The sequence below is a fragment of the Agrobacterium sp. SORGH_AS_0440 genome, assembly GCF_031453135.1.
In the GTDB taxonomy this organism is placed as follows: domain Bacteria; phylum Pseudomonadota; class Alphaproteobacteria; order Rhizobiales; family Rhizobiaceae; genus Agrobacterium; species Agrobacterium pusense.
The window spans coordinates 1,312,771-1,337,897 of record NZ_JAVIYR010000001.1; the positions used below are offsets into that span (position 1 = coordinate 1,312,771).

Annotated in this window: 22 protein-coding genes; 12 read left to right on the top strand and 10 right to left on the bottom strand. The window is 58.9% G+C overall.

Annotated features, from left to right (window positions below):
- Positions 1–8: 8 nt before the first annotated feature.
- Positions 9–1,055, top strand: a complete 1,047-nt coding sequence (locus tag QE453_RS06050) for a glutathione synthase (RefSeq protein ID WP_309776534.1) — start codon at positions 9–11, stop codon at positions 1,053–1,055.
- Here the strand turns inward: QE453_RS06050 and QE453_RS06055 are convergent, their stop codons facing one another.
- A complete protein-coding gene (locus tag QE453_RS06055; protein WP_279873899.1) occupies positions 1,056–2,078 on the bottom strand; it encodes an NAD-dependent epimerase in 1,023 nt (340 codons plus the stop codon).
- An 83-nt stretch (positions 2,079–2,161) separates the two neighbouring features.
- On the bottom strand, positions 2,162–3,493 hold the full coding sequence (locus QE453_RS06060) for a UDP-glucose/GDP-mannose dehydrogenase family protein (protein ID WP_037090656.1): 1,332 nt from the start codon (positions 3,491–3,493) through the stop codon (positions 2,162–2,164).
- Between the two features lie 386 nt (positions 3,494–3,879).
- Here QE453_RS06060 and QE453_RS06065 point away from each other — a divergent pair, with 386 nt between their 5' ends.
- On the top strand, positions 3,880–4,767 hold the full coding sequence (locus tag QE453_RS06065; protein WP_004437937.1) for a DMT family transporter: 888 nt from the start codon (positions 3,880–3,882) through the stop codon (positions 4,765–4,767).
- Between the two features lie 9 nt (positions 4,768–4,776).
- On the opposite strand, the gene QE453_RS06070 is transcribed toward QE453_RS06065, so the two are convergent.
- Positions 4,777–5,679 carry a LysR family transcriptional regulator gene (locus QE453_RS06070; protein WP_279873900.1) on the bottom strand — a complete coding sequence of 301 codons (903 nt, stop codon included), beginning with the start codon at positions 5,677–5,679 and terminating at the stop codon, positions 4,777–4,779.
- 212 nt (positions 5,680–5,891) lie between these two features.
- Between QE453_RS06070 and QE453_RS06075 the strand changes: the two genes are divergently transcribed.
- The 4 genes from QE453_RS06075 (at position 5,892) to QE453_RS06090 (ending at position 10,261) form a co-directional block, all read left to right on the top strand.
- Positions 5,892–7,421, top strand: coding sequence for an aldehyde dehydrogenase family protein (locus QE453_RS06075; protein WP_112765935.1), 1,530 nt, complete (start codon positions 5,892–5,894; stop codon positions 7,419–7,421).
- Positions 7,422–7,675: 254 nt separating this feature from the next.
- Positions 7,676–8,629, top strand: a complete 954-nt coding sequence (locus QE453_RS06080; protein ID WP_279873901.1) for an aliphatic sulfonate ABC transporter substrate-binding protein — start codon at positions 7,676–7,678, stop codon at positions 8,627–8,629.
- Positions 8,630–8,645: 16 nt separating this feature from the next.
- Positions 8,646–9,425, top strand: a complete 780-nt coding sequence (locus tag QE453_RS06085; RefSeq protein WP_279873902.1) for an ABC transporter permease subunit — start codon at positions 8,646–8,648, stop codon at positions 9,423–9,425.
- An 8-nt stretch (positions 9,426–9,433) separates the two neighbouring features.
- Positions 9,434–10,261: an ABC transporter ATP-binding protein gene (locus tag QE453_RS06090; protein ID WP_279873903.1), complete on the top strand. Its 828-nt coding sequence runs from the start codon at positions 9,434–9,436 to the stop codon at positions 10,259–10,261.
- A 43-nt stretch (positions 10,262–10,304) separates the two neighbouring features.
- Here QE453_RS06090 and putA read toward each other — a convergent pair whose 3' ends face one another.
- A complete protein-coding gene (putA, locus tag QE453_RS06095) occupies positions 10,305–13,979 on the bottom strand; it encodes a trifunctional transcriptional regulator/proline dehydrogenase/L-glutamate gamma-semialdehyde dehydrogenase (RefSeq protein ID WP_309776535.1) in 3,675 nt (1,224 codons plus the stop codon).
- Positions 13,980–14,154: 175 nt separating this feature from the next.
- Here putA and QE453_RS06100 point away from each other — a divergent pair, with 175 nt between their 5' ends.
- Positions 14,155–14,625: an Lrp/AsnC family transcriptional regulator gene (locus QE453_RS06100; RefSeq protein WP_004437958.1), complete on the top strand. Its 471-nt coding sequence runs from the start codon at positions 14,155–14,157 to the stop codon at positions 14,623–14,625.
- Between the two features lie 64 nt (positions 14,626–14,689).
- On the opposite strand, the gene QE453_RS06105 is transcribed toward QE453_RS06100, so the two are convergent.
- Positions 14,690–15,256 carry a sigma-70 family RNA polymerase sigma factor gene (locus tag QE453_RS06105; RefSeq protein ID WP_004437960.1) on the bottom strand — a complete coding sequence of 189 codons (567 nt, stop codon included), beginning with the start codon at positions 15,254–15,256 and terminating at the stop codon, positions 14,690–14,692.
- Positions 15,256–15,462, bottom strand: coding sequence for a NepR family anti-sigma factor (locus QE453_RS06110; protein ID WP_309776536.1), 207 nt, complete (start codon positions 15,460–15,462; stop codon positions 15,256–15,258). Before QE453_RS06110 ends, QE453_RS06105 begins: the two co-directional genes overlap by 1 nt.
- A gap of 138 nt (positions 15,463–15,600) precedes the next feature.
- Here QE453_RS06110 and QE453_RS06115 point away from each other — a divergent pair, with 138 nt between their 5' ends.
- Positions 15,601–16,395 carry a response regulator gene (locus tag QE453_RS06115; protein WP_004437964.1) on the top strand — a complete coding sequence of 265 codons (795 nt, stop codon included), beginning with the start codon at positions 15,601–15,603 and terminating at the stop codon, positions 16,393–16,395.
- A gap of 96 nt (positions 16,396–16,491) precedes the next feature.
- A complete protein-coding gene (locus QE453_RS06120) occupies positions 16,492–17,481 on the top strand; it encodes a sensor histidine kinase (protein WP_034500236.1) in 990 nt (329 codons plus the stop codon).
- A 257-nt stretch (positions 17,482–17,738) separates the two neighbouring features.
- Here QE453_RS06120 and QE453_RS06125 read toward each other — a convergent pair whose 3' ends face one another.
- Positions 17,739–19,463: a sensor histidine kinase gene (locus QE453_RS06125; protein ID WP_279873905.1), complete on the bottom strand. Its 1,725-nt coding sequence runs from the start codon at positions 19,461–19,463 to the stop codon at positions 17,739–17,741.
- Between the two features lie 232 nt (positions 19,464–19,695).
- Here QE453_RS06125 and QE453_RS06130 point away from each other — a divergent pair, with 232 nt between their 5' ends.
- On the top strand, positions 19,696–20,271 hold the full coding sequence (locus tag QE453_RS06130; RefSeq protein WP_004437975.1) for a PRC-barrel domain-containing protein: 576 nt from the start codon (positions 19,696–19,698) through the stop codon (positions 20,269–20,271).
- Between the two features lie 97 nt (positions 20,272–20,368).
- Here the strand turns inward: QE453_RS06130 and galE are convergent, their stop codons facing one another.
- From galE to QE453_RS06145, 3 genes are all read right to left on the bottom strand, one after another.
- The gene (galE, locus tag QE453_RS06135; RefSeq protein ID WP_279873906.1) at positions 20,369–21,352 is read right to left on the bottom strand and encodes a UDP-glucose 4-epimerase GalE; all 984 of its coding nucleotides are present in this window, start codon (positions 21,350–21,352) and stop codon (positions 20,369–20,371) included.
- A gap of 171 nt (positions 21,353–21,523) precedes the next feature.
- On the bottom strand, positions 21,524–21,961 hold the full coding sequence (locus tag QE453_RS06140; protein WP_037090669.1) for a hypothetical protein: 438 nt from the start codon (positions 21,959–21,961) through the stop codon (positions 21,524–21,526).
- Between the two features lie 4 nt (positions 21,962–21,965).
- The gene (locus tag QE453_RS06145; RefSeq protein ID WP_004437983.1) at positions 21,966–22,310 is read right to left on the bottom strand and encodes a YqjD family protein; all 345 of its coding nucleotides are present in this window, start codon (positions 22,308–22,310) and stop codon (positions 21,966–21,968) included.
- A gap of 277 nt (positions 22,311–22,587) precedes the next feature.
- On the opposite strand from QE453_RS06145, the gene nspC reads away from it, so the two are divergent.
- Positions 22,588–23,685: a carboxynorspermidine decarboxylase gene (gene nspC / locus QE453_RS06150; RefSeq protein ID WP_269842833.1), complete on the top strand. Its 1,098-nt coding sequence runs from the start codon at positions 22,588–22,590 to the stop codon at positions 23,683–23,685.
- A 59-nt stretch (positions 23,686–23,744) separates the two neighbouring features.
- Positions 23,745–24,983 carry a saccharopine dehydrogenase family protein gene (locus QE453_RS06155; protein ID WP_279873908.1) on the top strand — a complete coding sequence of 413 codons (1,239 nt, stop codon included), beginning with the start codon at positions 23,745–23,747 and terminating at the stop codon, positions 24,981–24,983.
- Positions 24,984–25,127 lie beyond the last annotated feature (144 nt).

Genomic DNA, 25,127 nt, shown 5'->3' on the forward strand with positions numbered 1-25,127 from the left:
GGGGCTTCATGCGTATCGCATTTTTCGTCAATTCGATTGAAACCGAGGGGCCGAATTTTGCAACCGGCCTGCTGGCCATGGCGGCGCTCAATCGCGGCCATGAGGTTATCTATCTGACGCCGGGTGACTTTACCCTGCGTTCGGATGACAGCCTGACGATCCATGCCACGGTGCTGCCGAAGGCGAAATACAAGAAATCCGAAGCGTTTCATGCTGCTCTTCAGGACAAGACGCTGGAACGGCGGACCATGGATGTCGAGGAGGTCGATGCTCTGATGCTGCGCAACGATCCCTCGCTCGACCAGACCACACGGCCCTGGGCGGTCCATGCCGGCATCCTGTTCGGTCGGCTCGCCGAACAGCGCGGCGTCGTCGTGCTGAACGATCCAGAAGGTCTGGCGCTGGCGCAGAACAAGCTCTATTTCCAGAGCTTTCCCGAAATCGTCCGGCCGACCACGATTATTTCGCGCAATGTGGATGAAATCCGAGCCTTTGCCGATGCCCATCCAAAAGGCGTCATCGTCAAGCCGCTGCAGGGCTCCGGCGGCAAGAACGTCTTCAAGATCGGCTCCAGCAAGGAAACCAATCTCAACCAGATTTTCGAGGCCGTCAGCCTCGAGGGTTATCTGATCGCGCAGGCCTATCTGCCGGCTGCTAAGGACGGCGATATCCGCTTCTTCATGATGAATGGCCGGCCGCTGATGCGCGACGGGAAATATGCCGCTCTTCGCCGTGTGCCTGCAAAAGGCGATCTGCGTTCCAACATCCACGCCCGCGGTACGGCGGAGGCCGTGAAGGTGACAGACGACATCGTGGTGCTTGCCGAAATGGTGCGGCCGAAGCTGGTGGAGGACGGCATGTTCCTTGTCGGACTTGATATCGTCGGTGACAAGATACTGGAGGTGAACGTGTTTTCGCCGGGCGGGCTTTCCAATATCCGCGACCTCACGGATATGGATTTCAGCGACACGATCATAGAGGCAGTGGAAACCAAGATCGCCATGCAGAGCGCGTCCGGCGGCACCATCTCCAATCGCCTGCTGGCAACGCTGTAGTTATTCCTGCAGCGAGGAGGATTGCATCTGCCGATACCAGGCGACGAGGGCTTTGATGCCCTCTTCGACCGACGTCTGCGGCACGTAGCCGGTAAGGGCTCTCAAAAGATCGGGCGAGGCGAAAGTGCGGGGAACGTCACCCTGCTGCATCGGCAGCATGTTGCGGACCGCCGGTTTCCCAACCGCTTTTTCGACCGTCTCGACGAAATGCATCAGTTCCACCGGCTGGCCGCCGCCAATATTGACCACGCGGAACGGTGCATGGTGGGAGAGCGTGTCGGTGACGCCTTCCTGTGTGACGCGGTTTTCCTCGGAAGGGATGACCGCGCTCAGTCGGACGATGCCCTCCACCAGGTCGTCGATATAGGTGAAGTCGCGGCTCATTTTGCCTTGACCGTAGATATCGATCGGGCGGCCGTTCGAGATGGCGTCGACGAATTTGATCGGCGCCATGTCCGGCCGCCCCCAAGGACCGTAGACTGTAAAGAAACGAAAGGCGGTGGTGGGCAGCTTGTGCAGATGGGCATAACTGTGCGCCATCAGTTCCATCGACTTCTTGGTGGCGGCGTAAAGCGTCATCGGCTCATCGGCCTTGTCGCTTTCCGCAAACGGGATTTTCTCATTGGCGCCGTAGATGGAGGAGGTCGATGCCAGCATCAGGTGCTTGACATCAAGGCTTCTGGCAAGCTCCAGTATGTTGAACGAGCCAAGGAGATTGGAATCGACATAGGCGCGGGGATTTTCAAGGCTGTAACGCACACCCGCCTGGGCGGCGAGATGAATGATGATTTCAGGCTCGGCGGCGTCGGCCGCGCGCTTCAGCGCATCCTTATCCTCGAGCATGCCGATCTCCGCCCGGAAGCCGTTGGAGCGGGAAAGAATGGCGTGACGCTTTTCCTTGAGGCTGACATCGTAATATTTCGTCATGCCGTCGAAGCCGGTGACGAAATGACCAGCATCGAGCAGACGCTTGGCGACGTAAAAGCCGATAAAGCCTGCTGTGCCGGTGACCAGATAACGCATGATGATTTCCCGAATCCATTGGTGCGTCTGCGGTTAAACCGAAACGCAGAAAACCTTTTGATGAAACTGCGATGGCGACGCCTTCAAGCGTCGTTATCCGAACCGCTTTCCTGCGGGCGACCGACGGCGGCATAGATGAAGCCATGGGCGGCGACTTCGTCGGTGCGGTAAATATTGCGTAAATCCACCAGCACCGGGCTTTTCATGATCGCCTTGAGGCGCGGCAGGTCGAGGGCGCGGAACTGGTTCCACTCCGTCACGATGACCACCGCGTCAGCGCCTTCCGCAGCCTCATAAGGCCCGGTTGCGTAATCGATGTCCTCGATCAGATGGCGGGCATTCGCCATGCCTTCCGGGTCGTAACCCACCACCTTCGCGCCCCCGTCCTGCAGGGTCTGGATGATGGCGATCGCCGGGCTGTCGCGCATGTCGTCGGTATTCGGCTTGAAGGTGAGGCCTAGCACGGCGATCTTCTTGCCGCGCACGTCGCCGCCCACCGCGTTGATGACCTTGCGGCCCATGGCGCGCTTGCGGTTGTCGTTGATGGCGATGGTGGTTTCGATCAGCCGCACCGGCGCATCATAATCCTGCGCGGTCTTGGCGAGCGCCAGCGTATCCTTCGGAAAACAGGAGCCGCCATAACCAGGGCCGGCATGCAGGAATTTCGGGCCGATACGGCCATCGAGGCCAATACCGCGCGAGACATCCTGCACATTGGCGCCAACCTTTTCGCACAGATCGGCCATTTCGTTGATGAAGGTGATCTTCATCGCCAGAAAGGCGTTGGCGGCGTATTTGATGAGTTCGGAAGCGCGTCTGGTGGTGAAGAGCAGCGGCGACTGGTTGAGATAAAGCGGGCGGTAAACCTCGGTCATGACCGGCCGGGCACGTTCATCCGACAGGCCGACGACGATACGGTCCGGCCGCTTGAAATCCTCTATCGCCGCACCTTCACGCAGAAATTCCGGGTTGGAAACCACGGCGAAATCGGCCGAGGGGTTTTCCTCATGGATAATTCGTTCCACTTCGTCGCCGGTGCCGACGGGAACGGTGGATTTGGTGACGATTACGGTAAAGCCATCCAGCGCATGGGCAATTTCCTTTGCCGCTGCATAGACATAACCGAGATCGGCATGGCCGTCCCCGCGCCGCGAAGGCGTGCCGACCGCGATGAAGACCACGTCGGCCTTGGCAACGGCGGCGGAAAGATCGGTGGTGAAGCTTAACCGCCCGGCTTTGGCATTGTTGGCGACGATGGTCTCCAGACCCGGCTCGAAGATCGGGATATGGCCATTTTTCAAGGCTTCGATCTTTTCCGGCATCTTGTCGACGCAAACCACGTCATGGCCGAAATCTGCAAAACACGCGCCGGACACAAGGCCGACATAACCCGAACCGATCATCACAATCCGCATTCTTTTTCCTTTCGGTTAGCGAGGCCATGGTAACGCAGCAATATAAGCCAGGGAAATCATCGAGTGAAAATCGCAGGATAATATTTAGCCGCCTTCATGCCCGCCGCCAAGCGCCGCGATCAACACCGGCTAACGTCTTTCCATGACGGGGATGTGATGGCGGTGACGGGACAAATTTGCCGCACCTTGCAGCCATTTGCACCGGTCGCGTTCAATCGGACCATTTTACGATTTTTCCGGCTTGCACTCATAGGTAGCCGGGTCTAGCCATAGGGAGAGGATCAAAATCTGCCAGACTGTCTGTCCCCCGGAGTGGGGGCGTCCGGGTCGCGTTCCACGCGGCTGGGAGAAGTTTTGCGTTGCGGTCGATTTTCGGGGACGTTTAAATGCAAAAGGGTTTTCTGCTCGGTCTGTTCGCCTACGCGACCTTTTCCATGGGCGATGCCACCATCAAGTCGCTTGGATCGCAGATCAGCGTTTTCGAAATCGGCTTTTTCAGCATCCTGTTCTCCGGCATCTTCATCTTCTTCAGCAAACCGCGCGAGGAAAGGTGGCGTGAGTTCTGGCGCATGAGCCGGCCGTTCGCGGTGCACGGTCGCGCCATTTCCGGCCTGTTCGCGGGTATTTTCGGTATTTATGCCTTCACCACCATTCCGCTGGCGGAAGCCTATGCGCTGATCTTCCTGTCACCGCTCTTCGTAACCGTCCTTTCCGCCGTCGTGCTGAAGGAGAATATCGGCCCATGGCGCTGGGCTGCGGTTCTGGCGGGCATCGTGGGCGTCATCCTCGTCGTGCGGCCGGGTTTCAAGACGCTGGAACTTGGGCATATCGCCGCAATCGGCGTCGCCTTCCTGGCGGCCATGACCATCGTGCTTTTGCGCTCGCTTGCGGGCAAGGAAAAGCGCACCTCGATCATGGGTGTGCTGCTGGTCTACGGCCTCACCTTCAACGGCATTGCCTCCATTCCCGATTTTGTCATGCCCAACCTGCACCAGCTGCTGGCCTTTGCCTTTATCGGGCTTTGCACGGCGACAGGGCAGATCACGCTTCTGGTGGCAACCCGCATTGCACCGGCAAGCCAGATCGCCCCTTCGCATTATTCGCAAATCCTCTGGGCAGTCGCGATGGGCATGGCCTTCTTCCACGAATATCCTGACGCCATTGCGGTACTTGGGCTCGCCGTCATCGCCGCATCCGGGCTGCTGACAATGATCCGCGAAAAGGTCAGGCTCGGCACGGTGCGCTGGAACCCGTTTTTCCGCAATCGCCTCTAATGCGCACAGCTATAACGGCTTGCCAACCTGATCCAGCAGCCAGGCCTGAAAGGCACGGGCGAGCGCATTGTCCTGCCGCCCTTCCGGCAGGGCGACATAATAGCTCTTGTCGGTCTGCAACGGCATATCGAAAACGATTTCGAGGCGGCCGGAGGAAAGTTCGGCCTCGATGAGATATTTCGGCAGAAGGGCGAAACCGATACCGCTCGCGGCGGCTTCGATGATCATGGAGAACTGGTCGAAACGGCTGCCCTGATAGGCATTTTCGGCCATCACCCCGTTCATTTCCAGCCACTCCGTCCACAGTTTCGGGCGCGTGGTGACGTGCAGCAATGACTGCCGCGTCAGGTCTTCAGGCCGCGTCACCGCCGCATGGCGCAGCAGGGCAGGGCTGGCGACGGGTACGATCACCTCATCGCACAGGAATGTGCAGGTGCCATGTGCCCAGACCGGCTGGCCGTAGTGAATGGCCAGATCGAAGCCCTCCTCGTCGAAATCGAAGGGATGCGAGCGCGAGCCGATTGTGATCGTCATATCCGGGTTGGCGTCGATGAAGCGGTGCAGGCGCGGCATCAGCCAGCGGCTGCCGAAGGTCGGCAGCGTCGCGACGGATAGCGATGCATGCGATGTTCCCGCCGAAACCGCACGCACCATCAGCTGCTCGGATTGCTGCAACAGGCGCCGCACATCGGGCAGGAATTTGCGCCCCGCCTCTGAAAGGACCACCCGTCTGCGGATACGCTCGAAAAGCTGCATCCCCGTCTGCGCTTCGAGTTCGCCGATCTGTCGGCTGACAGCGCTCTGCGTGAGGTTGAGTTCTTCGGCAGCGCGGGTAAAATTGCCATGCCGTGCGGCGCATTCGAACGCCTGCAGGGTGACGATGTCAGGGACCAGTCTTCTACGCGGATCCATTCCATTCTCGCATCAACTTACCCGATTTCCTCATTGGAAAAGGGTCATAATGCCCATATATGATTACGGGAAAGAATGGAACGGGGTTTTGCCGAGTTCGACGGAGCGAGTTCCCAGAACATATAACGAATTCCGGGGAAAGAAGAGCGACGGGAGTTGAAAGCGCCGTATCAAGGCGGCCTTCCTCCCTCTCAGCCAAAAGGACAATTGATATGGATGCAACCACGAAGCTCGACGTGAAACAGGAAGCCGCCGCCCTGCTCGAGAGGATGGGCGTTGCCCGCGATCTCTACACTGGTGGCGACATGGCCTCTTTCAGCCCGGTGACAGGCGAGCGAATTGCAAGTCTGAAGACCGTTTCGGTCGAGGGCGTAGCGGCCGTGATCGACAGGGCGGACGCTGCCTTCAAGGCATGGCGTAATGTTCCCGCGCCGCGCCGTGGTGAGCTGATCCGGCTGCTTGGCGAAGAACTGCGCGCTTTCAAGGCCGATCTCGGCCGTCTCGTATCGCTGGAAGCGGGCAAAATCCCGTCCGAAGGTCTGGGCGAAGTGCAGGAGATGATCGATATCTGCGATTTCGCGGTCGGTCTTTCCCGCCAGCTTTATGGCCTCACCATCGCCACCGAACGCCCCGGCCACCGGATGATGGAAACCTGGCATCCGCTCGGCGTCGTCGGCGTCATCTCCGCCTTCAACTTCCCCGTCGCCGTCTGGTCGTGGAATGCCGCACTTGCCCTCGTCTGCGGTAATTCGGTCGTCTGGAAGCCGTCCGAAAAGACGCCGCTGACGGCGCTTGCCGTTCAGGGCATTTTCGAACGCGCTGCCGCCCGCTTCGGCGACGCGCCGGAAGGTCTGTCCCAACTGCTGATCGGCGATCGCGCGGTCGGCGAGGCATTGGTGGATAATCCCAAGGTGCCGCTGGTTTCGGCCACCGGCTCCACCCGCATGGGCCGTGATGTCGGGCCGCGTCTGGCGAAACGCTTCGCCCGTGCCATTCTTGAACTCGGTGGCAACAATGCCGGCATCGTCTGCCCCTCCGCCGATCTCGATATGGCGTTGCGCGCCATCGCCTTCGGTGCGATGGGCACGGCCGGCCAGCGCTGCACCACGCTTCGCCGCCTTTTCGTGCATGACAGCGTTTATGACGAGCTCGTGCCACGCCTGAAAAAGGCCTATGCTTCCGTCTCCGTCGGCAACCCGCTGGAAACCTCCGCACTCGTAGGCCCGCTGGTCGACAAGGCGGCATTCGAGGCCATGCAGAAAGCCCTCGAAGCGGCCAAGGCGGCTGGCGGCGTGGTGAATGGGGGCGGGCGCGTGGATACGGGTGCGGCAGATGCCTATTATGTGAAACCGGCGCTGGTCGAAATGCCGAAGCAGGTTGGCCCCGTTCTGGAAGAGACTTTCGCCCCGATCCTGTACGTCATGAAGTACAGCGATCTCGATCAGGCGATTGAAGCGCACAACGCCGTTGCCGCCGGTCTTTCGTCGTCCATTTTCACCCGCGACATACAGGAATCGGAACGTTTCCTGTCGTCGGAAGGCTCCGATTGCGGTATCGCCAACGTCAATATCGGCACGTCGGGTGCGGAAATCGGCGGTGCCTTCGGCGGTGAGAAGGAAACTGGCGGCGGCCGTGAATCCGGTTCGGATGCGTGGAAGGCGTATATGCGCCGCGCCACCAACACGATCAACTACTCCAAGGCGCTACCGCTGGCGCAGGGGGTTTCCTTCGATATCGAGTAATCGCCTTTTCGATCGCGTCGTCGGAAGGGAAATTGATCCATCATGCCGGTGCGGCTTCCTCCGCGCCGGCATTTCTATTTGATGGGTCTGACAAGGGCCTCCGCGATGATTTGCGGAAAACATGTGGTTGCGCGAAATTTTATTCCCGCAACATTGCCGATATTGAATTATCGTCTCTCTATCGTTTTAATGGAAAACCATAGCATTGCTCCATATCGTGATCCGGCCAGAGGGGCTGGTGATAAGGAGATGAAATGCCAGCCATCACCCGACGCGCGCTTTCCGCCAGCCTTTTTGCCGCCGCCGCATTCTCCGTCCTGCCGCTGCAGGCAGGGGCGGCGGAAGAGTTGAAGATCGGTTATCAGAAAACCGGCCTGCCTGTTATCGCCCGCCAGCAGGGCGTCATCGAAAAGGCGCTCGAAGCCAAGGGCGTGAAGGTTTCATGGGTCGAATTCACCGCAGGCCCGCCGCTGGTGGAAGCCCTGAATGTCGGCTCCATCAATGTCGGCTGGACAGGTGATGCGCCGCCGATCTTCGGCCAGGCAGCGGGTTCGGCCATCGTTTATGTGGCGGCGCTTCCCTCGAACGGTAAGGGCGAGGCGATCTTCACCAAACCCGAAAGCGACATCAAGTCGGTTGCCGATCTGAAGGGCAAGAAGGTTGGCGTCGGCAAAGGCACCAGTGCACATAACCTGCTCGTCGCGGCTCTGGAAAAGAACGGCCTGAAATTCAGCGATATCGAGGTGACCTATCTCAGTCCTGCTGATGCCGCGGCAGCCTTCGCTAGCGACAAGATCGACGCCTGGGCCGTCTGGGATCCTTTCTATGCGATTGCCGAAACCCGATACAAGCCGGTGACGCTGGCCCGCACCAGCGATGTGCTTGCTGTCAGCACCTATTTCCTCGCCAATCGCGACTACGCCAAATCGCATGGCGATACCATCAACACGACGATCGATGCGCTCGGTGAGGCTGCGAAGTGGTCCGCCGCCAATCGCGACAAGGTCGCTGCGGCGCTGCATGAGGTGACGGGCGTGCCGCTGGAGGCGCAGACGCTTGCCGCGAACCGTTCGGAATTCGGCATTACCAAGATCGATGACAAGATCATCGCCAGCCAGCAGGAAACGGCGGATCGCTTTTATCGTCTCGGCCTGATCCCGAAACAGATCAGCATCAAGGATGCCGTCTGGTCGGGCGCCACCAACTGAGCCGGAGGGACATGCCGTGAGCAGCAGTAAGCGCATCGAGTTCGGCGGCATCATCGGCTGGCTGCTTCCCGCACTCATCCTTGCAGGATGGGAGGTGGCAGCGCGCGCGGGGGTGATTTCCGCCAATGTGCTGCCCGCCCCCTCCGCAGTCGCCGAAGCCTTCTGGCGGCTTCTGCTCTCGGGGGAACTCCTCGCCAATATCGGTGTCAGTTCCGCCCGTGCACTCGCCGGTTTCGCCATCGGCGGCTCCATCGGCTTCATCTTCGGGCTGGCGAACGGTCTGTCGAAGTTCTCCCGCAGTTTCACCGATACAACGCTGCAGATGGTCCGCAACATTCCGCATCTGGCGCTCATTCCGCTCGTCATCCTGTGGTTCGGCATCGATGAGGAAGCGAAGCTCTTTCTGGTCGCGCTCGGCGTATTTTTCCCGATCTACATCAACACGCTGCTCGGCATCCAGGGCGTCGATCCGCAACTGGTGGAAATGGGCCGTACCTACGGCATGTCGCCCTTCACGCTGTTCCGGCGGGTCATTTTACCCGGTGCACTGCCCGCCATTTTCACCGGATTGCGTTATGCGCTCGGCATCATGTGGCTGACACTGATCGTGGCGGAAACCATTTCCTCCTCGTCGGGCCTTGGCTACATGGCCATGCAGGCGCGCGAGTTCCTGCTGATCGACGTCGTCGTGCTGTCGATCCTTATCTATGCGCTTCTCGGCAAGCTGGCCGACAGTTTTGCCCGCTTCCTCGAAAGCATCTTCCTGCAATGGCATCCAGCCTTCAAGAAAGTCTGAGGTAACCCATGTCGACCGGTAATGTGACGACGTTGAGACGCCCTGATGCCCAGCCATCCCCGCCGCCAGGAGCGGAGGCAAAGATCGAACCCGGCCCGAAATCGACCGAAGCTAAGATTGCCTTCAGCTTCCGCAACGTCACGAAGAGCTTCGGCGACAAGCCGGTTCTGCGTGGCATTGATCTCGATGTGCGGGAAGGCGAGTTTCTGGCCATTATCGGCAAAAGCGGCTGTGGCAAGAGTACGCTTTTGCGTATTCTGGCCGGCCTCGACACGCCGACGACCGGAACCGTCTCTAAGGATGCCTCAAGCCGCACCCGCATGATGTTTCAGGAGCCGCGTCTTCTGCCGTGGGAGCGTATCGCGAATAACGTTTCCGTGGGGTTGACCGGCATCGCCAGGGGCGAGGCGGCGCAGGAACAGGCGCTTGCCATCCTTGATGAGGTGGGCCTGAGGGACCGGGCGGGTGAGTGGCCCTATGTGCTTTCCGGCGGCCAGAAGCAGCGTGTTGCGCTGGCGCGGGCGCTCGTCGCCCATCCGCAGATCCTGGCGCTGGATGAGCCGCTCGGCGCGCTCGACGCGCTCACGCGCATCGAAATGCAGCTTTTGCTGGAGCGCATCTGGCGCAAGCAGAAATTCACCGCCGTGCTCGTCACGCATGATGTTTCCGAGGCCGTGGCGCTCGCCGATCGCATCGTCGTCATCGATGAGGGCCGCATCGCACTCGACCTCGATGTGAAGCTGCCGCGTCCGCGCCGCCATGGCACGGCGGAGTTTGCGAGACTGGAAGAGCAGGTTCTGAACCAGCTCTTCGGCCGGGGAGAGGTTACAGGGTAATAATGGGTGTCGCGGCAGGGCCAAGACCCTGCCGCCCCATGTTTTAGCCAATGCTCATCAGGCTGGCATTGCCGCCAGCGGCGGTGGTGTTGACGCTGACGGAGACCTCTTCCACCAGCCAGTCCAGCGTATAGGGCTGGCTTTCCCCGGAAAGCGCTTCCGTGGTAGCGGCCTGAACGAGAACCAGCGGACCGGAAAGAGCCGAGATTTTCCTGTTGATCTCAATCACACGCTCCGCATCGCCTTCAACCAGCGCACCGGCAAAGGGGCCTGACTTTGCCCAGTCATCCGCCCAGACGATGCGTGAGGTGACGGTTGCCGGCAAGCCATAGATCGACTTTTCAAGCCCCGACGCGTTGTCAATGACAACCGCATTTCCAGTCGCAAGCGCTGCCGCGAGCTGGCGGTAAAGCCCCTGTTCGGTTGCCGGGACCAGCAAAACCTTTCCGCGCGGATGCAGCGCATAGACATTTCTCTCACCGACAGGGCCTGCCAGTTCTGTCTCGAAGCCAAGGCCGGAAAGCGCCGCGGCCTGCCTTGCGGCTTCCGCTGCGACCGTCTCACCGTTTTCGTCAAGCCAGCGTGCGAGATCGACGGCGGCCTGATCCTGCTGGCTGGCGATGCGGTCGATCTTCGGTGCCTTTTGCGTCATGCGCCCGAGATAGAGCGGGCCGCCCGCCTTGGGGCCCGTGCCGGAAAGACCGCGTCCGCCAAACGGCTGTACGCCGACGACTGCGCCGATGATGTTGCGGTTCACGTAAAGATTGCCGGCCGCGACACGGGAGAGCACGTGCTGGATGGTATCATCGAGACGTGTGTGCAGACCGAAGGTCAGGCCGTAACCGGTGGCGTTGATCTCATCGATCAGCCGGTCGAGATTGTCGCGCTTGAAGCGGATGACATGCAGCACCGGACCGAAAACTTCGCGTTTCAGATCCGCAAGGGACTTCATCTCGATGATGGTCGGCGGCACGAACGTGCCCTTGCCGGTTTCGCCCGCAAGTGTGATCTGCTCGATGCGGTGACCGAGCGAACGCATGTCCTCGATGTGTTTTTCGATGATGCCCTTGGCCTCGGCGGTGATGACCGGGCCGACATCAACCGAGAGTCGATCGGTGCGGCCGATGCGCAGCTCATGCAGCGCGCCTTTCAGCATGGTCAGTGTGCGGTCCGCAACATCTTCCTGCAGGCAGAGAATGCGCAGCGCCGAGCAGCGCTGACCGGCACTGTCGAAGGCGGAAGCAATGACATCGGCGACGACCTGTTCGGCAAGAGCAGAGGAATCGACGATCATGGCGTTCTGGCCGCCGGTTTCGGCAATCAGCGGCACCGGCTGGCCATTGGCGAGAACCCGGCCGGCAAGCTGGCCCTGAATGAGCCGCGCCACTTCCGTCGAGCCCGTAAACATCACGCCGGCTGTAAGGGGTGAGCCAACAAGTGCGGCACCCGTCTTGCCGTCGCCCGGCAGAAGCTGCACAGCGTCTTGCGGAACGCCCGCCTCATGCAGCAGGCGCACGCCCTGGGCGGCGATAAGCGGCGTTTCTTCGGCGGGCTTTGCCAGAACCGGATTGCCGGCAACCAGCGCCGCCGTCACCTGACCGATGAAGATGGCGAGCGGGAAGTTCCACGGGCTGATGCAGACGACCGGGCCGAGCGGCGTTTCGCCGGCCGTGAAATTCCTGCGCGCTTCCGCTGCGTAATAACGTAGGAAGTCGATGGCCTCGCGCACCTCGGCAATGGCGTTCGGCATGGATTTTCCCGCCTCGCGCATGACAAGGCCGAGCAGATCGGGCATTTCGGCCTGCATGGCGTCGGCGGCGCGCTCCAGGCAGGCGGCGCGCTCTTCCACAGGGGTGGACGGCCAGTTCGAGGACGCCGCGCGCTGCATGGCCGCTTCCACATCAGCTTCAGTCGGTTCGGTGACGTATCCGACGATATCATTGTGGTCGCCCGGGTTGAGAACCGGCCGCGTTGCGCCGCCCGCTTGCGGCGCGGCCGCTTTCCACTCGGCCGATGCCCCCGCCTTCAGGACCTTGTCGAGAGCAGCGAGTGTCGTTTCGCTGGAGAGATCCAGGCCGGCGGAATTTTTACGTTGCGGCCCGAACAGGTCGGCAGGGGCGGCGATGCGGTCGTGACGTGCGCCGGGAACGTTATGGGCCTTGACGACGGCGACCGGGTCTTCCAGCAGGGAATCCACCGGCACCGCGGGGTCGGCAATGCGGTTGACGAAAGAGGAGTTGGCACCGTTCTCCAGCAAGCGGCGGACGAGGTAGGCCAGCAACGTTTCATGGGTGCCGACCGGGGCGTAGAAGCGGCACGGCCGGTCGAGCTTCCTCTTGCCGACAACCTCGCTGTAAAGCGGTTCGCCCATGCCATGCAGGCACTGGAACTCGTAGTCGCCAAGTTTGAAGTCTGGACCGGCAAGATGATAGATCGTCGCCATGGACTGCGCATTATGGGTCGCAAATTGCGGAAATATCACATCGCGCGCGGCGAGCAGCTTGCGGGCGCAGGCAATGTAGGAGACATCGGTGTGCACCTTGCGGGTAAAGACCGGGAAGTCTTCCAGCCCCTCCACCTGCGCGCGCTTGATTTCGGCGTCCCAGTAGGCGCCCTTGACAAGACGCACCATGATGCGGCGGTTCGAACGGCGGGCAAGGTCGATAATGTAATCCAGAACGAACGGGCAGCGGCGGCCATAGGCCTGCACCACGAAACCGAGGCCGTTCCATCCGGCAAGGTCCTTGTCCAGCGCCAGTTCTTCCAGAAGATCAAGCGACAATTCCAGCCGGTCCGCTTCTTCAGCGTCGATATTCAGGCCGATATCGTATTTTTTGCTAAGCAGCATCAGTGATCTCACGCGGGGCAGAAGCTCTGCCATGACGCGTTCGGCCTGCGCGCGCGCATAACGTGGGTGCAGCGCTGAAAGCTTGATGGAAATGCCCGGACCGCCATAGATACCGCGCCCGGCAGAGGCCTTGCCGATGGCGTGGATGGCGTTTTCATAATCCTTGTAATAACGCTCCGCATCCTTTGCGGTGGTCGCGGCTTCGCCCAGCATGTCGTAGGAGTACTGAAAGCCCTGTTCTTCCAGCGGCCTGGAACGCTTGATCGCTTCCCCAATCGTCTCGCCGGTCACGAACTGCTCGCCCATCATGCGCATCGCCATATCGACGCCGCGGCGGATGACGGGTTCGCCAGCCCGGGCGATCAACTTGGTCAGCGCCGCCGAGAGGCCGCTATCGTTCACCGTCGAGGTAAGCTTGCCGGTGATGACGAGACCCCAGGTGGCCGCATTGACGAAGAGCGAGCGGCCGCCGCCAATATGGGATTTCCAGTCGCCGCGAGCGATCTTGTCGCGGATCAGCGCATCGCGGGTGGCAGTGTCGGGGATGCGCAGCAGTGCCTCGGCGAGGCACATCAAGGCAACACCCTCGTGGCTGGAGAGCGAATATTCCTGGACCAGCCCTTCGACGCCGGTGCCCTTGGTCTTGGCGCGCAATGCTTCGATCAGTTTGCGAGCGGTCTCGCGAATGGCTTTCGCCTGTTCTGCCGTCACCGTCGCCGCCTCGATCAACGGCGCCATGCATTCTTCTTCGGTACGGCGATAGGCGGCAGTGATCGCCTTGCGCAGCAGGGTCTGCTCACGCACCGGCGGCGCAAAATTCTGGAAAATACCACTCGTCACTACACCGGCGTTGCTTGCACCATCGGCCATTCTGAAAATCCTGAAAACGCTGTTGAAGACAGACTGCCGGCGGCAGCGTGTCCTCAGCCCGCCGCTCGTCATCCTTACGCTCACAATATCATTGCCGCGAAAATTGCTATGGCCTTATTTTTAGCATAAAACAGGCAATACGAACTTTTATTGTCCCAATTTGGCGTGAAAATGAATGGCAAATAGTCAGAAAACAGACGGTTTGGATGACTTCGACCTCAAGATTCTCGAGGCGCTCAGCGAGGATGGGCGCATGTCCGTGCTGCAGCTGTCGAAAAAGGTAGGTCTTTCCAAGACACCCTGCCAGACGCGGCTGAAGCGACTGGTGGATGAGGGCTATATTCTCGGCTTCCGCGCCATGCTCAATCCGCAGAAACTCGGCGTCGACCATATCGCCTTTGCCGAGGTCAAGCTGTCCGACACACGGGAAAAGGCACTGGAGGAGTTCAACACTGCGGTACGCAAGATCAAGGAAGTAGAAGAGTGCCACATGATCGCCGGCGCCTTCGATTATCTCCTGAAGGTCCGCACCAGCGACATACGCAAATACAGAAGAGTATTGGGCGAAAAAATCTCGAGCCTGCCGTCTGTCGCTAACACGTCGACCTTTGTGGTCATGCAGTCCGTCAAGGAAACCGGCATCTAAAAAGAAGACGAAAAAACGGGCAGACTCGCGTCTGCCCGTTCGTTACCTTCTGCGTCCAGTCCTCTCAGCGCGCCGTTGCAGCGGCGGTGACGGCTGTCATCTGCGCGTCGGGACCGAACTCGTTTTCATTCTCGATGCCCAGCAGTTCCTGCAGTCGCAACCTTGCACGGCTGACGCGGCTCTTGATCGTGCCCACAGGGCATCCGCAGATTTCCGCCGCCTCTTCATAGGCGAAGCCGGAAGCGCCAATCAGCAGTATGGCTTCACGCTGGTCGTCGGGCAATTTCGCGAGCGCTGCGCGGAAATCCTGAAGGTCCACCGAGCCATGCTGTTCCGGTGGGACCGACATGCGGGACGTATAGACACCATCCGTGTCCTGCACCTCGCGGCCGGATTTGCGGATCTGGCTGTAAAACTCGTTGCGCAGAATCGTTACCAGCCAGGCGCGCATATTGGTGCCGGGTTGATAACTGTCCTGTTTCGCCCAGGCCTTCATGATCGTGTCCTGCACGAGGTCGTCGGCCCGGTCCCTCGAACGGATCAGCGAAATTGCGAAGGCGCGAAGGTTGGGCAGTGCTGCCAGCATCTCGCGCTTGAAGTTGTATTCTGTCTGCTCCGGCTCTTTCGCCATCATTCCTCCAAAGCCTTGATTTTGGCTCTGCTTTCCGCTTCATCGAGTTTTTCGAGAAGGTCGAGGAATTTGTCAGGGATGCCTTCGTCTTGAACGGCATCATAAAGCTCCCTGAGCTTACGGGAAATCACCGCCCGCCCTGAGTGCGGGACCTGGGGGGCGGCCGGATTATTCGGCTGATCTTGGTCCGATTGAAATATGCTCATAACGTCCGGTATTCCTTTTTTGTCATGGCAAAGAATGCACGGCGAAAAAAATAGTTCCGGTGGTTCGGAACTTTTTTTGCGATGTGCACGTTGCTATCTTGGGTTTGCGTTGCAGACCGCATGAAAGGGGAGAATTCCATGTCAGTTTCTACACGCATCGCACCGCACCTGCCATATCTGCGCAGGTTCGCGCGTGCCGTTTGCGGCTCACAATCAACGGGCGATGCCTATGTTGCGGCTACACTCGAAGCGCTGATCGCCGACATCAGCATCTTTCCGCAGACAAGCAGCGATCGTGTTTCGCTCTATCAATTGTTCGTATCGATCTTTAGTTCCGTCACGATCAATATTAAGGCCGACGAAAACCTGTCTGGATGGGAAAAACGCGCTTCCGCCAATTTGTCCGCCGTGCCGCCACTTGCCCGCCAGGCTTTCCTCCTGACAACCGTCGAGGAGTTCTCGCCGTCGGAGACGGCGGAGGTTCTGCGGGTATCCGAAGACCAGGTTGGTAAGCTCATCGACGAGGCAGCGTCTGAAATCGCCCGACAGGTGGCGACCGATATCATGATCATCGAGGATGAACCGCTGATCGCCATGGATATCGAACAGATGGTCACCGATCTCGGCCATCGTGTGACGGGCATCGCCCGCACGCACACGGAAGCGCTCGATCTCTTCCATCGTACCCAGCCGAAGATGATCCTGGCCGACATCCAGCTCGCCGACGGCAGCTCCGGTCTCGATGCGATGAAGGACATCCTTCAGATGACCACCCTCCCGGTAATCTTCATCACGGCTTTCCCGGAGCGTCTTTTGACGGGTGAACGGCCCGAGCCGACATTCCTCGTAACGAAGCCCTTCAACCCGGACATGGTGAAAGCACTCATCAGCCAGGCCCTGTTTTTCAACGAAAGCTCGCGCGTCGCGGCGTGAGATTTTGCCGAAACCGCACGCTGACCGGGAACCTCTGTGGTGCCCGGGCGTTGGCGGTTACGGTCGTGGGGCTGCCCCGCGACTTTCTGCAAGGAGATGAATTTGCATCGGCTGGCGTGGCATAACGCGGAGAGGGACGAAAGCGAACTTCACGATTCGCTCGTCCTTGCCTTGCTCGATTCGGGTGAGACAGTCATGCTCCAGGACCGGAACCGTGACTACATATTCGTGGCCAATCTTCCGGATGTCTGGAAGCTGCCGGCTGAATCCCCTCCAACTGATGAAAATCTGTTCGGGAAGGATTTGTCCGGGCGGTTGGCCGAGCTCAAGAAAGACATGGGCGCGGCGGGCAGTCGCGGCATGCTGGAAGTGGGAGCGGGCAATGATCGAGTCTTCCAGTTCCACGTGCACTCAACTTTGAATCAGATGAACCAGATGGTGATGAAAACCACCATCCGGGAAGTGACGGCGGAACGGCGACGCGAGCAACTTCTGCGTTCGTTGCTGCGCGAAGTCAGTCACCGTTCCAAGAATTTGCTGGCGATCATCCAGAGCCTTGCGGGCCAGACGGCCCGTTTCAGTCTCACCAAGGACGATTTCCTGCGCAAATTCCGGGGGCGCCTGCATGCGCTTGCCCAAAGCCAGGATCTCATCACCGATTCCGATTGGCGGGGGGCACGTATATTCGAGCTGCTGCGCCAGCAATTCGATCTCTATGTGCCTGAATATCCGAACCTCATCCATATGGAAGGCGAGAACCTGCTGCTCAATCCGAACGGCGCGCTCTATATCGGGCTCGCCTTTCACGAACTTGTTGTCAACACTGTCAGCCACAGTGGCAATCTCGCCTATCACCCGCCAATATCCCTGCAATGCCGGCAGGAGGGGGAGTTCTATATAGTCGAATGGAACGAGCCGATGACGCCGTCGAAGGAACCCGTGGAGGCAAGGCGCGGCAGTTTTGGCAGCGTCGTGCTGGAAAAGGTGGTTCCCTCCGCTCTGGGAGGAAGTGCCGAATATGAGCTTACTCCGGAGCGCATTGTTTATCGGTTGAAATTCCCCTCGGGCGACGTCGCAGATATGTAAGAGACGCACGCGGCCGGACGGCCGTCTCGGCCGCCTTTCACTACAGAAGACATTAAAAAAGCACGGCTCAGAGAGAGCCGTGCTATTTCAAAGACGGGTTTTCAGGGGCGAAACCCGTTTATACTGGGCCAAGCTTCAGGCGGGGACGGGGGAATTGCTTGGCCTGCATTAAAAACACACCTGGCGAGATTCGGTTCCAGCAAAATGTATATTTTTTGCGGCTCACGAATTATCGTCACTTTTGCGGGTCCGATTAGTTAGTGGGAGCCCGCCTGATCGGATCGTTTGGGCGTGAAGTAACGCATCGGCGCCTCCAGCGCCCATTCGAAACCGCTTTCACGATATTCCGTTGTCACATTCCCTCCGAAAGCGCCTTCCGCATGCCTCTTGATGACCGTAGTCCCGAAACCCTTGCGGCTGGGCTCCTGCGCCGGGGGGCCACCCGTTTCGGTCCATACAAGATGAAGCATCTGCCGCCCGTCTTTTTCAACCGGTTCCCAACGGACAGTAATTTTGCCTGAGGGAGCGGACAAAGCGCCGTATTTTATGGAATTTGTGGTAAGCTCATGCACGACGAGGCCAAAATTCTGCGCGGCCTCGGGCGAGAGCATGAAATCGTCTCCCGCCAGAACAAAACGCTCTGCCACCGTACCAAAAACATCGAGGTGGGTCTCGATCAGTTTCCGGATTGGCAAGCCCTGCCACTGAACTTCCGCCAAGGCCCGGATCGACATGCCGAGGCCGCGCAGGCGATGGTCCACCTCTTTCTGGAATTCCGGAATGCTTTTATTCTCGCGGCCCAGTTGCCGTATCATCGCCTGAACAAGCGTGAGAATGTTCTTGGAGCGGTGCACCAGCTCATGCAGCAGCAATTGCAGCCTTTCTTCTGACTGGCTTCTGTCGAAGGAGGCGTTTGAAAGCGCGATGGCCACCTGATTGGCCTCTTTTATCTTGGTGTCCACCGGCGCGACGATCTCACCTTCACCAATGCGCTCGGCCATGAGGGTCAGGTCGCGGATCGAGCTGCGCAATTGCCGCCCCACCAGATAGGCGCCTCCTATAGCAATCAAAACGAGTACCAGGCTGCCGATCATCATCTGCCGCCAGGTATCGACCAGCGCAGCCTGACTTGCGGCAAGCGGCCCCCACATGACGGTTTTCCACTGCCAGCCCGGCAATTGCGCATAGGCGTAAAGATTGCCCTTGCCGTCGAAAAAATTGCCGCTGAAGGCCTGCATTTCGGAGAGTATGGCCGGGGTGACGAACGGTTTGCCAATCGCCGCCTCGTCAGGAGCGGTGGATACAACGACACGATTGGTGCCGTCGATGATAGCGACCGCCCAGTTTCGCGGCAGGTTCTCGGTGGAGATGAGCCGGCTCAGGTCACTGGCGTTCTGCGTCAGGATGAGGGCGTCTCCGGCAGACCCGAGTTCCGGATCGAGCGGCATGGTAACGTTGAACACCCATTCCTTGCTGGTTGAGCCGAAAAAAATGTTCGATACCGTTATACGGCGGGATTCTATCGCTTTGGCGAGATCGGCCTCGACCGGCACCTTGCCGAGAGGCTTGCCGAAGGGCACGCGGGTGTTGAGATGCTGCTGGCCATCCTTGGTGGCAAGAATGGCATAAAGACCCTCCCGTTTCAGGCTGTCTGCTACGCGTCCCTGAAAGGCGGCGAGATTGCCGCTTTCGAGTTCGGGAAATTGCGACAGCAGATTAAGCGAGGTGGCGATTTCCTGCAGACGGCGATCGATGTTGCGACTGACGACCCGTACATCCTCGATCGTCTCGCGCTGCAGATCGTCGCGTTTTTCCGCTTCCAGGCGGAGCATCAAGTAGCCGACGAAAAGGATCAGCGGCAAAGTGATGACGGTCGCCATCACCACCAGATAGGTGCCGATGGAGGCGGTCGGGAAAAAATTCGCGCTACGCCGACGCAAAGCCGAGATCATGTTCTTCAGTCTGTTGCCGGGTCGAGGCATATAAAAACTCCGGCATTTATCCCTTTGTTACGACATGGATAATACCGCGCCATACCCCATTGGCAATGGCTGATTTCTTACCTTTGGTTGTTGTGGTTCACGACATCTCCCAAAGCCGTGATTGAAAAAATCGGAACTATTTGGACAACCATGCCGTTTGCCAGTCGAACCGGTCGAAGAGCGGAAAAATGTTTCCGCCGGCCAGTTGAGAACGATGAAAGGAAGGTACGAAATGGCAAAGAAACTTACGATCCTCGTCACCGCCGCCCTCATGGGCACGACGGCTTTCGCGCCGCTTGCCATCGCTCAGGGCACGACGCAGCCCGCGCCGGCAAATCCCAGCGCACAGACTGAACCGGCGACGCCGCCAGCGACGCCCATGGCTCCTGCAGCACCCTCGGCCAATGACAGCGCAGCCACGACCACCGGCGGAGCCTATCTGACGGAGCAGGGCGAAACGCAAATCAGCGCCAATGACTATATCGGCAAGTCTGTCTACACAGCGGCCGATGAGAGCATCGGCAATGTGACGAACCTCATCATGGAACAGGACGGCGGTCTGGTTGCAGCGGTGATCGGTGTTGGCGGCTTCCTGGGTATCGGCGCCAAGGACGTGGCCGTTCCCATGGACAAGGTGACGATGACGCGCAACGCGCAGGACGGCACCATTCGCCTGACGACGACCGAAACCGCAGAAACGCTGAAGGCAGCGCCGGAATTCAAGACGCTGGAGCAGAAGACCAGCGAGCAGAACGCGGCAACCCCGGCGGCACCCGACAGCACCACCACTTCGGCGACAAAGCCGTAAATCCCATACCTGGGAGGCAGGAGCGGGAACAGGCGCCATCCGCCGTCCCGCGGGAGACACCGGCCGTCGGCCGGTGTCTTTTTATCAACTGACTGGTTTATTCACCCGCGTTCCGCGACGAATGCCATGCCCAGGCGGATTTGATGATATCGGAAAGAGAATAGCGCGGTTCCCAGCCCAGAACCTCTTTCGCCTTTTCGTTATTTGCCACCAGTGTTGTCGAATCGCCATCCCGACGCCCGGCATATTCGACGGGGAAGGGCCGACCGGAGACTTCCGAAATCGCTGCCAGCAATTCTTTGACCGTGGTGCCCGTGCCGGTGCCGAGGTTGAGTTCCACGGTTTCCCCGCCCGCCAGCAGATAATCCACTGCACGCACATGGGCGTCGGCGAGATCGAGAATGTGGATGTAGTCGCGCACGCAGGTTCCATCGCGCGTGTCGTAATCCGTGCCAAATACCTTGAAACCCTGACGCCGGCCGAGTGCGGCCTCGATGGCCAGCGGGATCGCATGGGTTTCCGGTTTGTGCCATTCGCCGATTCGGCCTTCGAAATCAGCTCCTGCGGCATTGAAGTAGCGCAGCATTACCGAGCGCAGCCCCTTATAGGCGCTGTAATCCTTCAGCGCCTGCTCGACCACCCATTTGGTGCGTCCATAGGGGTTGATCGGCGCCTGCCGGTGCGTTTCGTCGATCGGGAGCTGTTCCGGCAGACCATAGGTGGCGCAGGTGGAGGAGAATACGAAGGCGTTGACACCGGCATCGATGGCGGACGAAAGCAGGTTGAGCGAGCCGATGACGTTGTTGTCATAGAAAGCCACGGGCTGCTTGACCGATTCACCGACCTCGATCAGTGCCGCGAAATGCAGAACCGCCTCCGGCCGGTGTTTGGCGAAGACTTCGTCCAGCCGCGCCCGGTCGCGAATATCGCCCTGTTCGAAAGGCCCCCAGCGGACGAATTCCTCATGCCCGTTGGAGAGATTGTCAAAAACGACGGGTTCATACCCTCTTTCAGAGAGAAGAAGGCACGTGTGCGAACCGATATAGCCGGCACCACCGACGACAAGGACTTTCTTCTTCATCAATTGCCTTTCAAAAAATTACGGATGCGCCGAGACTGTATGTTACTTTGTTTAAATAAGGGCGGCGTGACGCAGTGCGCCATCAACCAATCTATCCTTCGCGGGTAACATAAAAAAAACCGCGCATCCATGGGCTGGATGCGCGGTTGGTGTCGCTGGCGAGCCAAGAAGTTACTTGGTCTTTTTTGTACCTGCTCTCGTGGCGAGAAACCCGGCTGCAACAGCGACGGCAAGTGTCGCATAGGGGCGCGCCTGTATCGCGAGTGAAAGCAACGACTGAAGAGCAAGCGGCGCCGCCGTCAGCGGCGCTGCGGCGGCGAGTGGCGTGACCGGCCTCGTTGCATAGACCCTTGGACGCTTCAGGATGGCGAGTGCCACAAGCATGATGACTCCAAGCAGAAACGCGGATCCGGCGACTACCAGCGCTGCAGGGCCTGCGCCGACGTGCCGGGCGAGGTAAATCGATCCGGCTACAACGGCGGCCACGAAGGCTATCAGGAAAAATATTACCGCCAGCACCGATAATATGATGACAGAGCGCAGTCGTCTCGTGACGACACGTCCTTCACGCTGGGTCTCCCCCAGATAGACCAGCAATGCCTCAAGCATGAGCTTATCGACGTGTCAGGAGGGCAAGAACGAAACCGACGCCGACCGCGATGCCGAGCGACTGGAGCGGGTTTCGCTGTACCTGGTCCGTCAGATTGTCATTCAGCGTTGAAATCTCGTTGCGCACGGTATCCGCCATGTCGCTCGATGCGGAGATGGCATCGTCCGCAACACGCGCGGCCTGAGCTTTCAGCTCATGCGAAGCACCGACGCCAAGCGCCTTCACGCTCTTGGCAAGATTTGCCAGATCTTCGCGAAGCTGGGCGAGCTGCGCGGCCACATCGGCTGCATCACCGCTTTCGAGGGATTGCTGGATCTTGTCATTAACGCTGCTACGCACGCTTGCCATGAGTGAAGTCCTTCTTGAACATCGTTGATGGAGATGGCGACATGTCCATGACTGACGCCGCTTGACTTTCATTACGGCGGCAGAAACTACCCGCCTGTCCGTGATTGAAACGCAGCGACACCGACTTGGTTCCGCAACGTCATGTCTTTTCTTCGTCCCGCTCGATGCGCCTCATTTTTAAGGAATTAGTCCCCGGACATTTGTTTTCCTGTAACAAGCATCATATAAGGCCCATCATCCAAGACCGACCTTGACTTCAATCAATATGTGAAACGAGATGCTGCAGACGCCATATTACCTCATCGACAAGACAAAACTTCTTCGCAACATGGAGAAGATTGCCTATGTGCGGGAAAAATCCGGTGCCAAGGCGCTGTTGGCGTTGAAATGCTTCGCCACCTGGTCGGTGTTCGACTTCATGTCGCAATATATGGATGGCACCACTTCCTCCTCGCTTTATGAAGTCCGTCTTGGCCGCGAGAAATTCGGCGGTGAAACCCATGCCTACTCCGTTGCCTATGCCGATTACGAGATCGACGAGGTGATTGCGAATGCCGACAAGATTATCTTCAATTCCATCGGCCAGCTGGAGCGCTTTGCCGACAAGGCATCCGGCATCACGCGCGGTCTGCGCCTCAATCCGCAGGTCAGTTCCTCGAGCTTCGATCTTGCAGATCCCGCACGTCCGTTCAGCCGCCTTGGCGAATGGGATGTCGCCAAGGTCGACAAGGTCATGGATCGCATTTCCGGTTTCATGATCCACAATAACTGCGAAAACAGCGATTTTGCCCTGTTCGACCGCATGCTGACGCAGATCGAGGAAAAATTCGGATCGCTGCTGTCGCGTGCCGAATGGGTCAGCCTCGGCGGCGGCATTCATTTCACTGGCGGCGATTACCCGCTCGACCAGTTCTGCGACCGTCTGCGTGCCTTCTCAGAAAAATACGGTGTGCAGGTGTATCTCGAGCCGGGCGAAGCCTCGATCACGAAGAGCACGACGCTCGAAGTGACGGTTCTCGACACGCTGTTCAACGGCAAGAACCTCGCTATCGTCGACAGCTCCATCGAAGCGCACATGCTCGATCTTCTGATCTATCGTGAGAGCGCCAAGGTATCGCCGAACGAGGGCGAACATCCCTATATGGTTTGCGGCAAGTCCTGCCTCGCCGGCGATATTTTCGGCGATTTCCGTTTCGACAACGAGCTGAAAGTGGGTGACCGCATCTCCTTCCAGGACGCAGCCGGTTACACCATGGTCAAGAAAAACTGGTTCAACGGCGTGAAGATGCCGACGATCGCCATCAAGGAACTCGACGGCTCGGTTCGCGCCGTCCGTGAATTCGACTTTGCCGATTTCGAGCAAAGCCTGTCTTAAACCCTGTTTCAACATCCAACGAAGCTCATCCCTGCGGGGAAAAGGAGGCATCACCTGAAATGAAGAAGAACGTTCTGATCATCGGCGCCGGTGGCGTAGCACAGGTCGTGGCGCATAAATGCGCCCAGAACAGCGATGTATTGGGAGACATTCATATTGCGTCACGGACTTTGGAAAAGTGCCGCAAGATTGTCGAGTCCGTACGCGAAAAGAAGAGCCTCAAGACAGATGTGAAACTTGAGGCCCATGCGCTTGACGCGATGGATATCGAGGCGACGAAAGCCTTGATCAACAAGACCGGCGTACAGATCGTCATCAACGTCGGTTCGGCTTTCGTCAACATGTCCGTTCTTCGTGCCTGCATGGACACGGGTGTTGCCTATATGGATACGGCGATCCACGAGGATCCCACCAAGATTTGCGAGACGCCGCCGTGGTATGGAAACTACGAGTGGAAGCGTGCTGAAGAATGCAAGGAGAAGGGCATTACTGCCATTCTCGGTGTCGGTTTTGACCCGGGCGTCGTCAACGCCTATGCGCGTCTTGCCAAGGATGAGTATTTCGACAAGGTCACCTCGGTCGATATCGTCGACATCAATGCCGGCAGCCATGGCCGCTGGTTCTCCACCAACTTCGATCCGGAAATCAACTTCCGTGAGTTCACCGGGGTCGTCTATTCCTGGCAGAATGGCCAGTGGCAGACGAACCAGATGTTCGAAGTCGGCAAGGAATTCGATCTGCCTGTCGTCGGCAAGCAGAAGGCTTATATGACCGGCCATGACGAGGTGCATTCGCTGTCCAAGAACATGGACGGTGCCGATGTCCGCTTCTGGATGGGGTTCGGCGATCACTATATCAACGTCTTCACCGTGCTGAAGAACCTCGGGTTGCTGTCCGAAAAGCCGGTCAAGACGGCTGAAGGTCTGGAAGTCGTGCCGCTGAAGGTGGTCAAGGCCGTGCTGCCCGATCCTTCTTCGCTGGCGCCCGATTATGTCGGCAAGACCTGCATTGGTGATATCGTCAAGGGTATCAAGGACGGCAAGGAACGCGAAGTCTTCATCTACAACGTGGCTGACCATAAGGAAGCCTATGAAGAAGTCGGCTCGCAGGGCATTTCCTACACAGCTGGCGTTCCGCCGGTTGCTGCCGCCATGTTGATAGCGACGGGCGAATGGGATGTGAAGCAGATGGCAAACGTTGAAGAATTGCCACCGAAGCCGTTCCTGAACCTTCTGAACAAGATCGGTCTTCCGAACCGCATCAAGGACGAAAACGGCGACCGCGCGCTGGAGTTCTGATTGCCGGTGTTGTGATTGCGTTAAATAGAAAGCCCCGCGAAAGCGGGGCTTTTTGCTGAATCTGTCGACCTGAATCGATTGCAAAATTTTTGCATCCCCACTCCGTCACCCCGGACTTGATCCGGGGTCTAGCGCGATCAAGTC

What these genes read in the sequence shown, in the direction of transcription:
- QE453_RS06050 (WP_309776534.1), top strand. Translation starts at nt 9, where the DNA reads ATGCGTATCGCATTTTTCGTCAATTCGATTGAAACCGAGGGGCCGAAT.
- QE453_RS06055 (WP_279873899.1), bottom strand. Translation starts at nt 2,078, where the DNA reads ATGCGTTATCTGGTCACCGGCACAGCAGGCTTTATCGGCTTTTACGTC.
- QE453_RS06060 (WP_037090656.1), bottom strand. Translation starts at nt 3,493, where the DNA reads ATGCGGATTGTGATGATCGGTTCGGGTTATGTCGGCCTTGTGTCCGGC.
- QE453_RS06065 (WP_004437937.1), top strand. Translation starts at nt 3,880, where the DNA reads ATGCAAAAGGGTTTTCTGCTCGGTCTGTTCGCCTACGCGACCTTTTCC.
- QE453_RS06070 (WP_279873900.1), bottom strand. Translation starts at nt 5,679, where the DNA reads ATGGATCCGCGTAGAAGACTGGTCCCTGACATCGTCACCCTGCAGGCG.
- QE453_RS06075 (WP_112765935.1), top strand. Translation starts at nt 5,892, where the DNA reads ATGGATGCAACCACGAAGCTCGACGTGAAACAGGAAGCCGCCGCCCTG.
- QE453_RS06080 (WP_279873901.1), top strand. Translation starts at nt 7,676, where the DNA reads ATGCCAGCCATCACCCGACGCGCGCTTTCCGCCAGCCTTTTTGCCGCC.
- QE453_RS06090 (WP_279873903.1), top strand. Translation starts at nt 9,434, where the DNA reads ATGTCGACCGGTAATGTGACGACGTTGAGACGCCCTGATGCCCAGCCA.
- putA (WP_309776535.1), bottom strand. Translation starts at nt 13,979, where the DNA reads ATGGCCGATGGTGCAAGCAACGCCGGTGTAGTGACGAGTGGTATTTTC.
- QE453_RS06100 (WP_004437958.1), top strand. Translation starts at nt 14,155, where the DNA reads ATGGCAAATAGTCAGAAAACAGACGGTTTGGATGACTTCGACCTCAAG.
- QE453_RS06105 (WP_004437960.1), bottom strand. Translation starts at nt 15,256, where the DNA reads ATGGCGAAAGAGCCGGAGCAGACAGAATACAACTTCAAGCGCGAGATG.
- QE453_RS06110 (WP_309776536.1), bottom strand. Translation starts at nt 15,462, where the DNA reads ATGAGCATATTTCAATCGGACCAAGATCAGCCGAATAATCCGGCCGCC.
- QE453_RS06115 (WP_004437964.1), top strand. Translation starts at nt 15,601, where the DNA reads ATGTCAGTTTCTACACGCATCGCACCGCACCTGCCATATCTGCGCAGG.
- QE453_RS06120 (WP_034500236.1), top strand. Translation starts at nt 16,492, where the DNA reads ATGAATTTGCATCGGCTGGCGTGGCATAACGCGGAGAGGGACGAAAGC.
- QE453_RS06125 (WP_279873905.1), bottom strand. Translation starts at nt 19,463, where the DNA reads ATGCCTCGACCCGGCAACAGACTGAAGAACATGATCTCGGCTTTGCGT.
- QE453_RS06130 (WP_004437975.1), top strand. Translation starts at nt 19,696, where the DNA reads ATGGCAAAGAAACTTACGATCCTCGTCACCGCCGCCCTCATGGGCACG.
- galE (WP_279873906.1), bottom strand. Translation starts at nt 21,352, where the DNA reads ATGAAGAAGAAAGTCCTTGTCGTCGGTGGTGCCGGCTATATCGGTTCG.
- QE453_RS06140 (WP_037090669.1), bottom strand. Translation starts at nt 21,961, where the DNA reads ATGCTTGAGGCATTGCTGGTCTATCTGGGGGAGACCCAGCGTGAAGGA.
- QE453_RS06145 (WP_004437983.1), bottom strand. Translation starts at nt 22,310, where the DNA reads ATGGCAAGCGTGCGTAGCAGCGTTAATGACAAGATCCAGCAATCCCTC.
- nspC (WP_269842833.1), top strand. Translation starts at nt 22,588, where the DNA reads ATGCTGCAGACGCCATATTACCTCATCGACAAGACAAAACTTCTTCGC.
- QE453_RS06155 (WP_279873908.1), top strand. Translation starts at nt 23,745, where the DNA reads ATGAAGAAGAACGTTCTGATCATCGGCGCCGGTGGCGTAGCACAGGTC.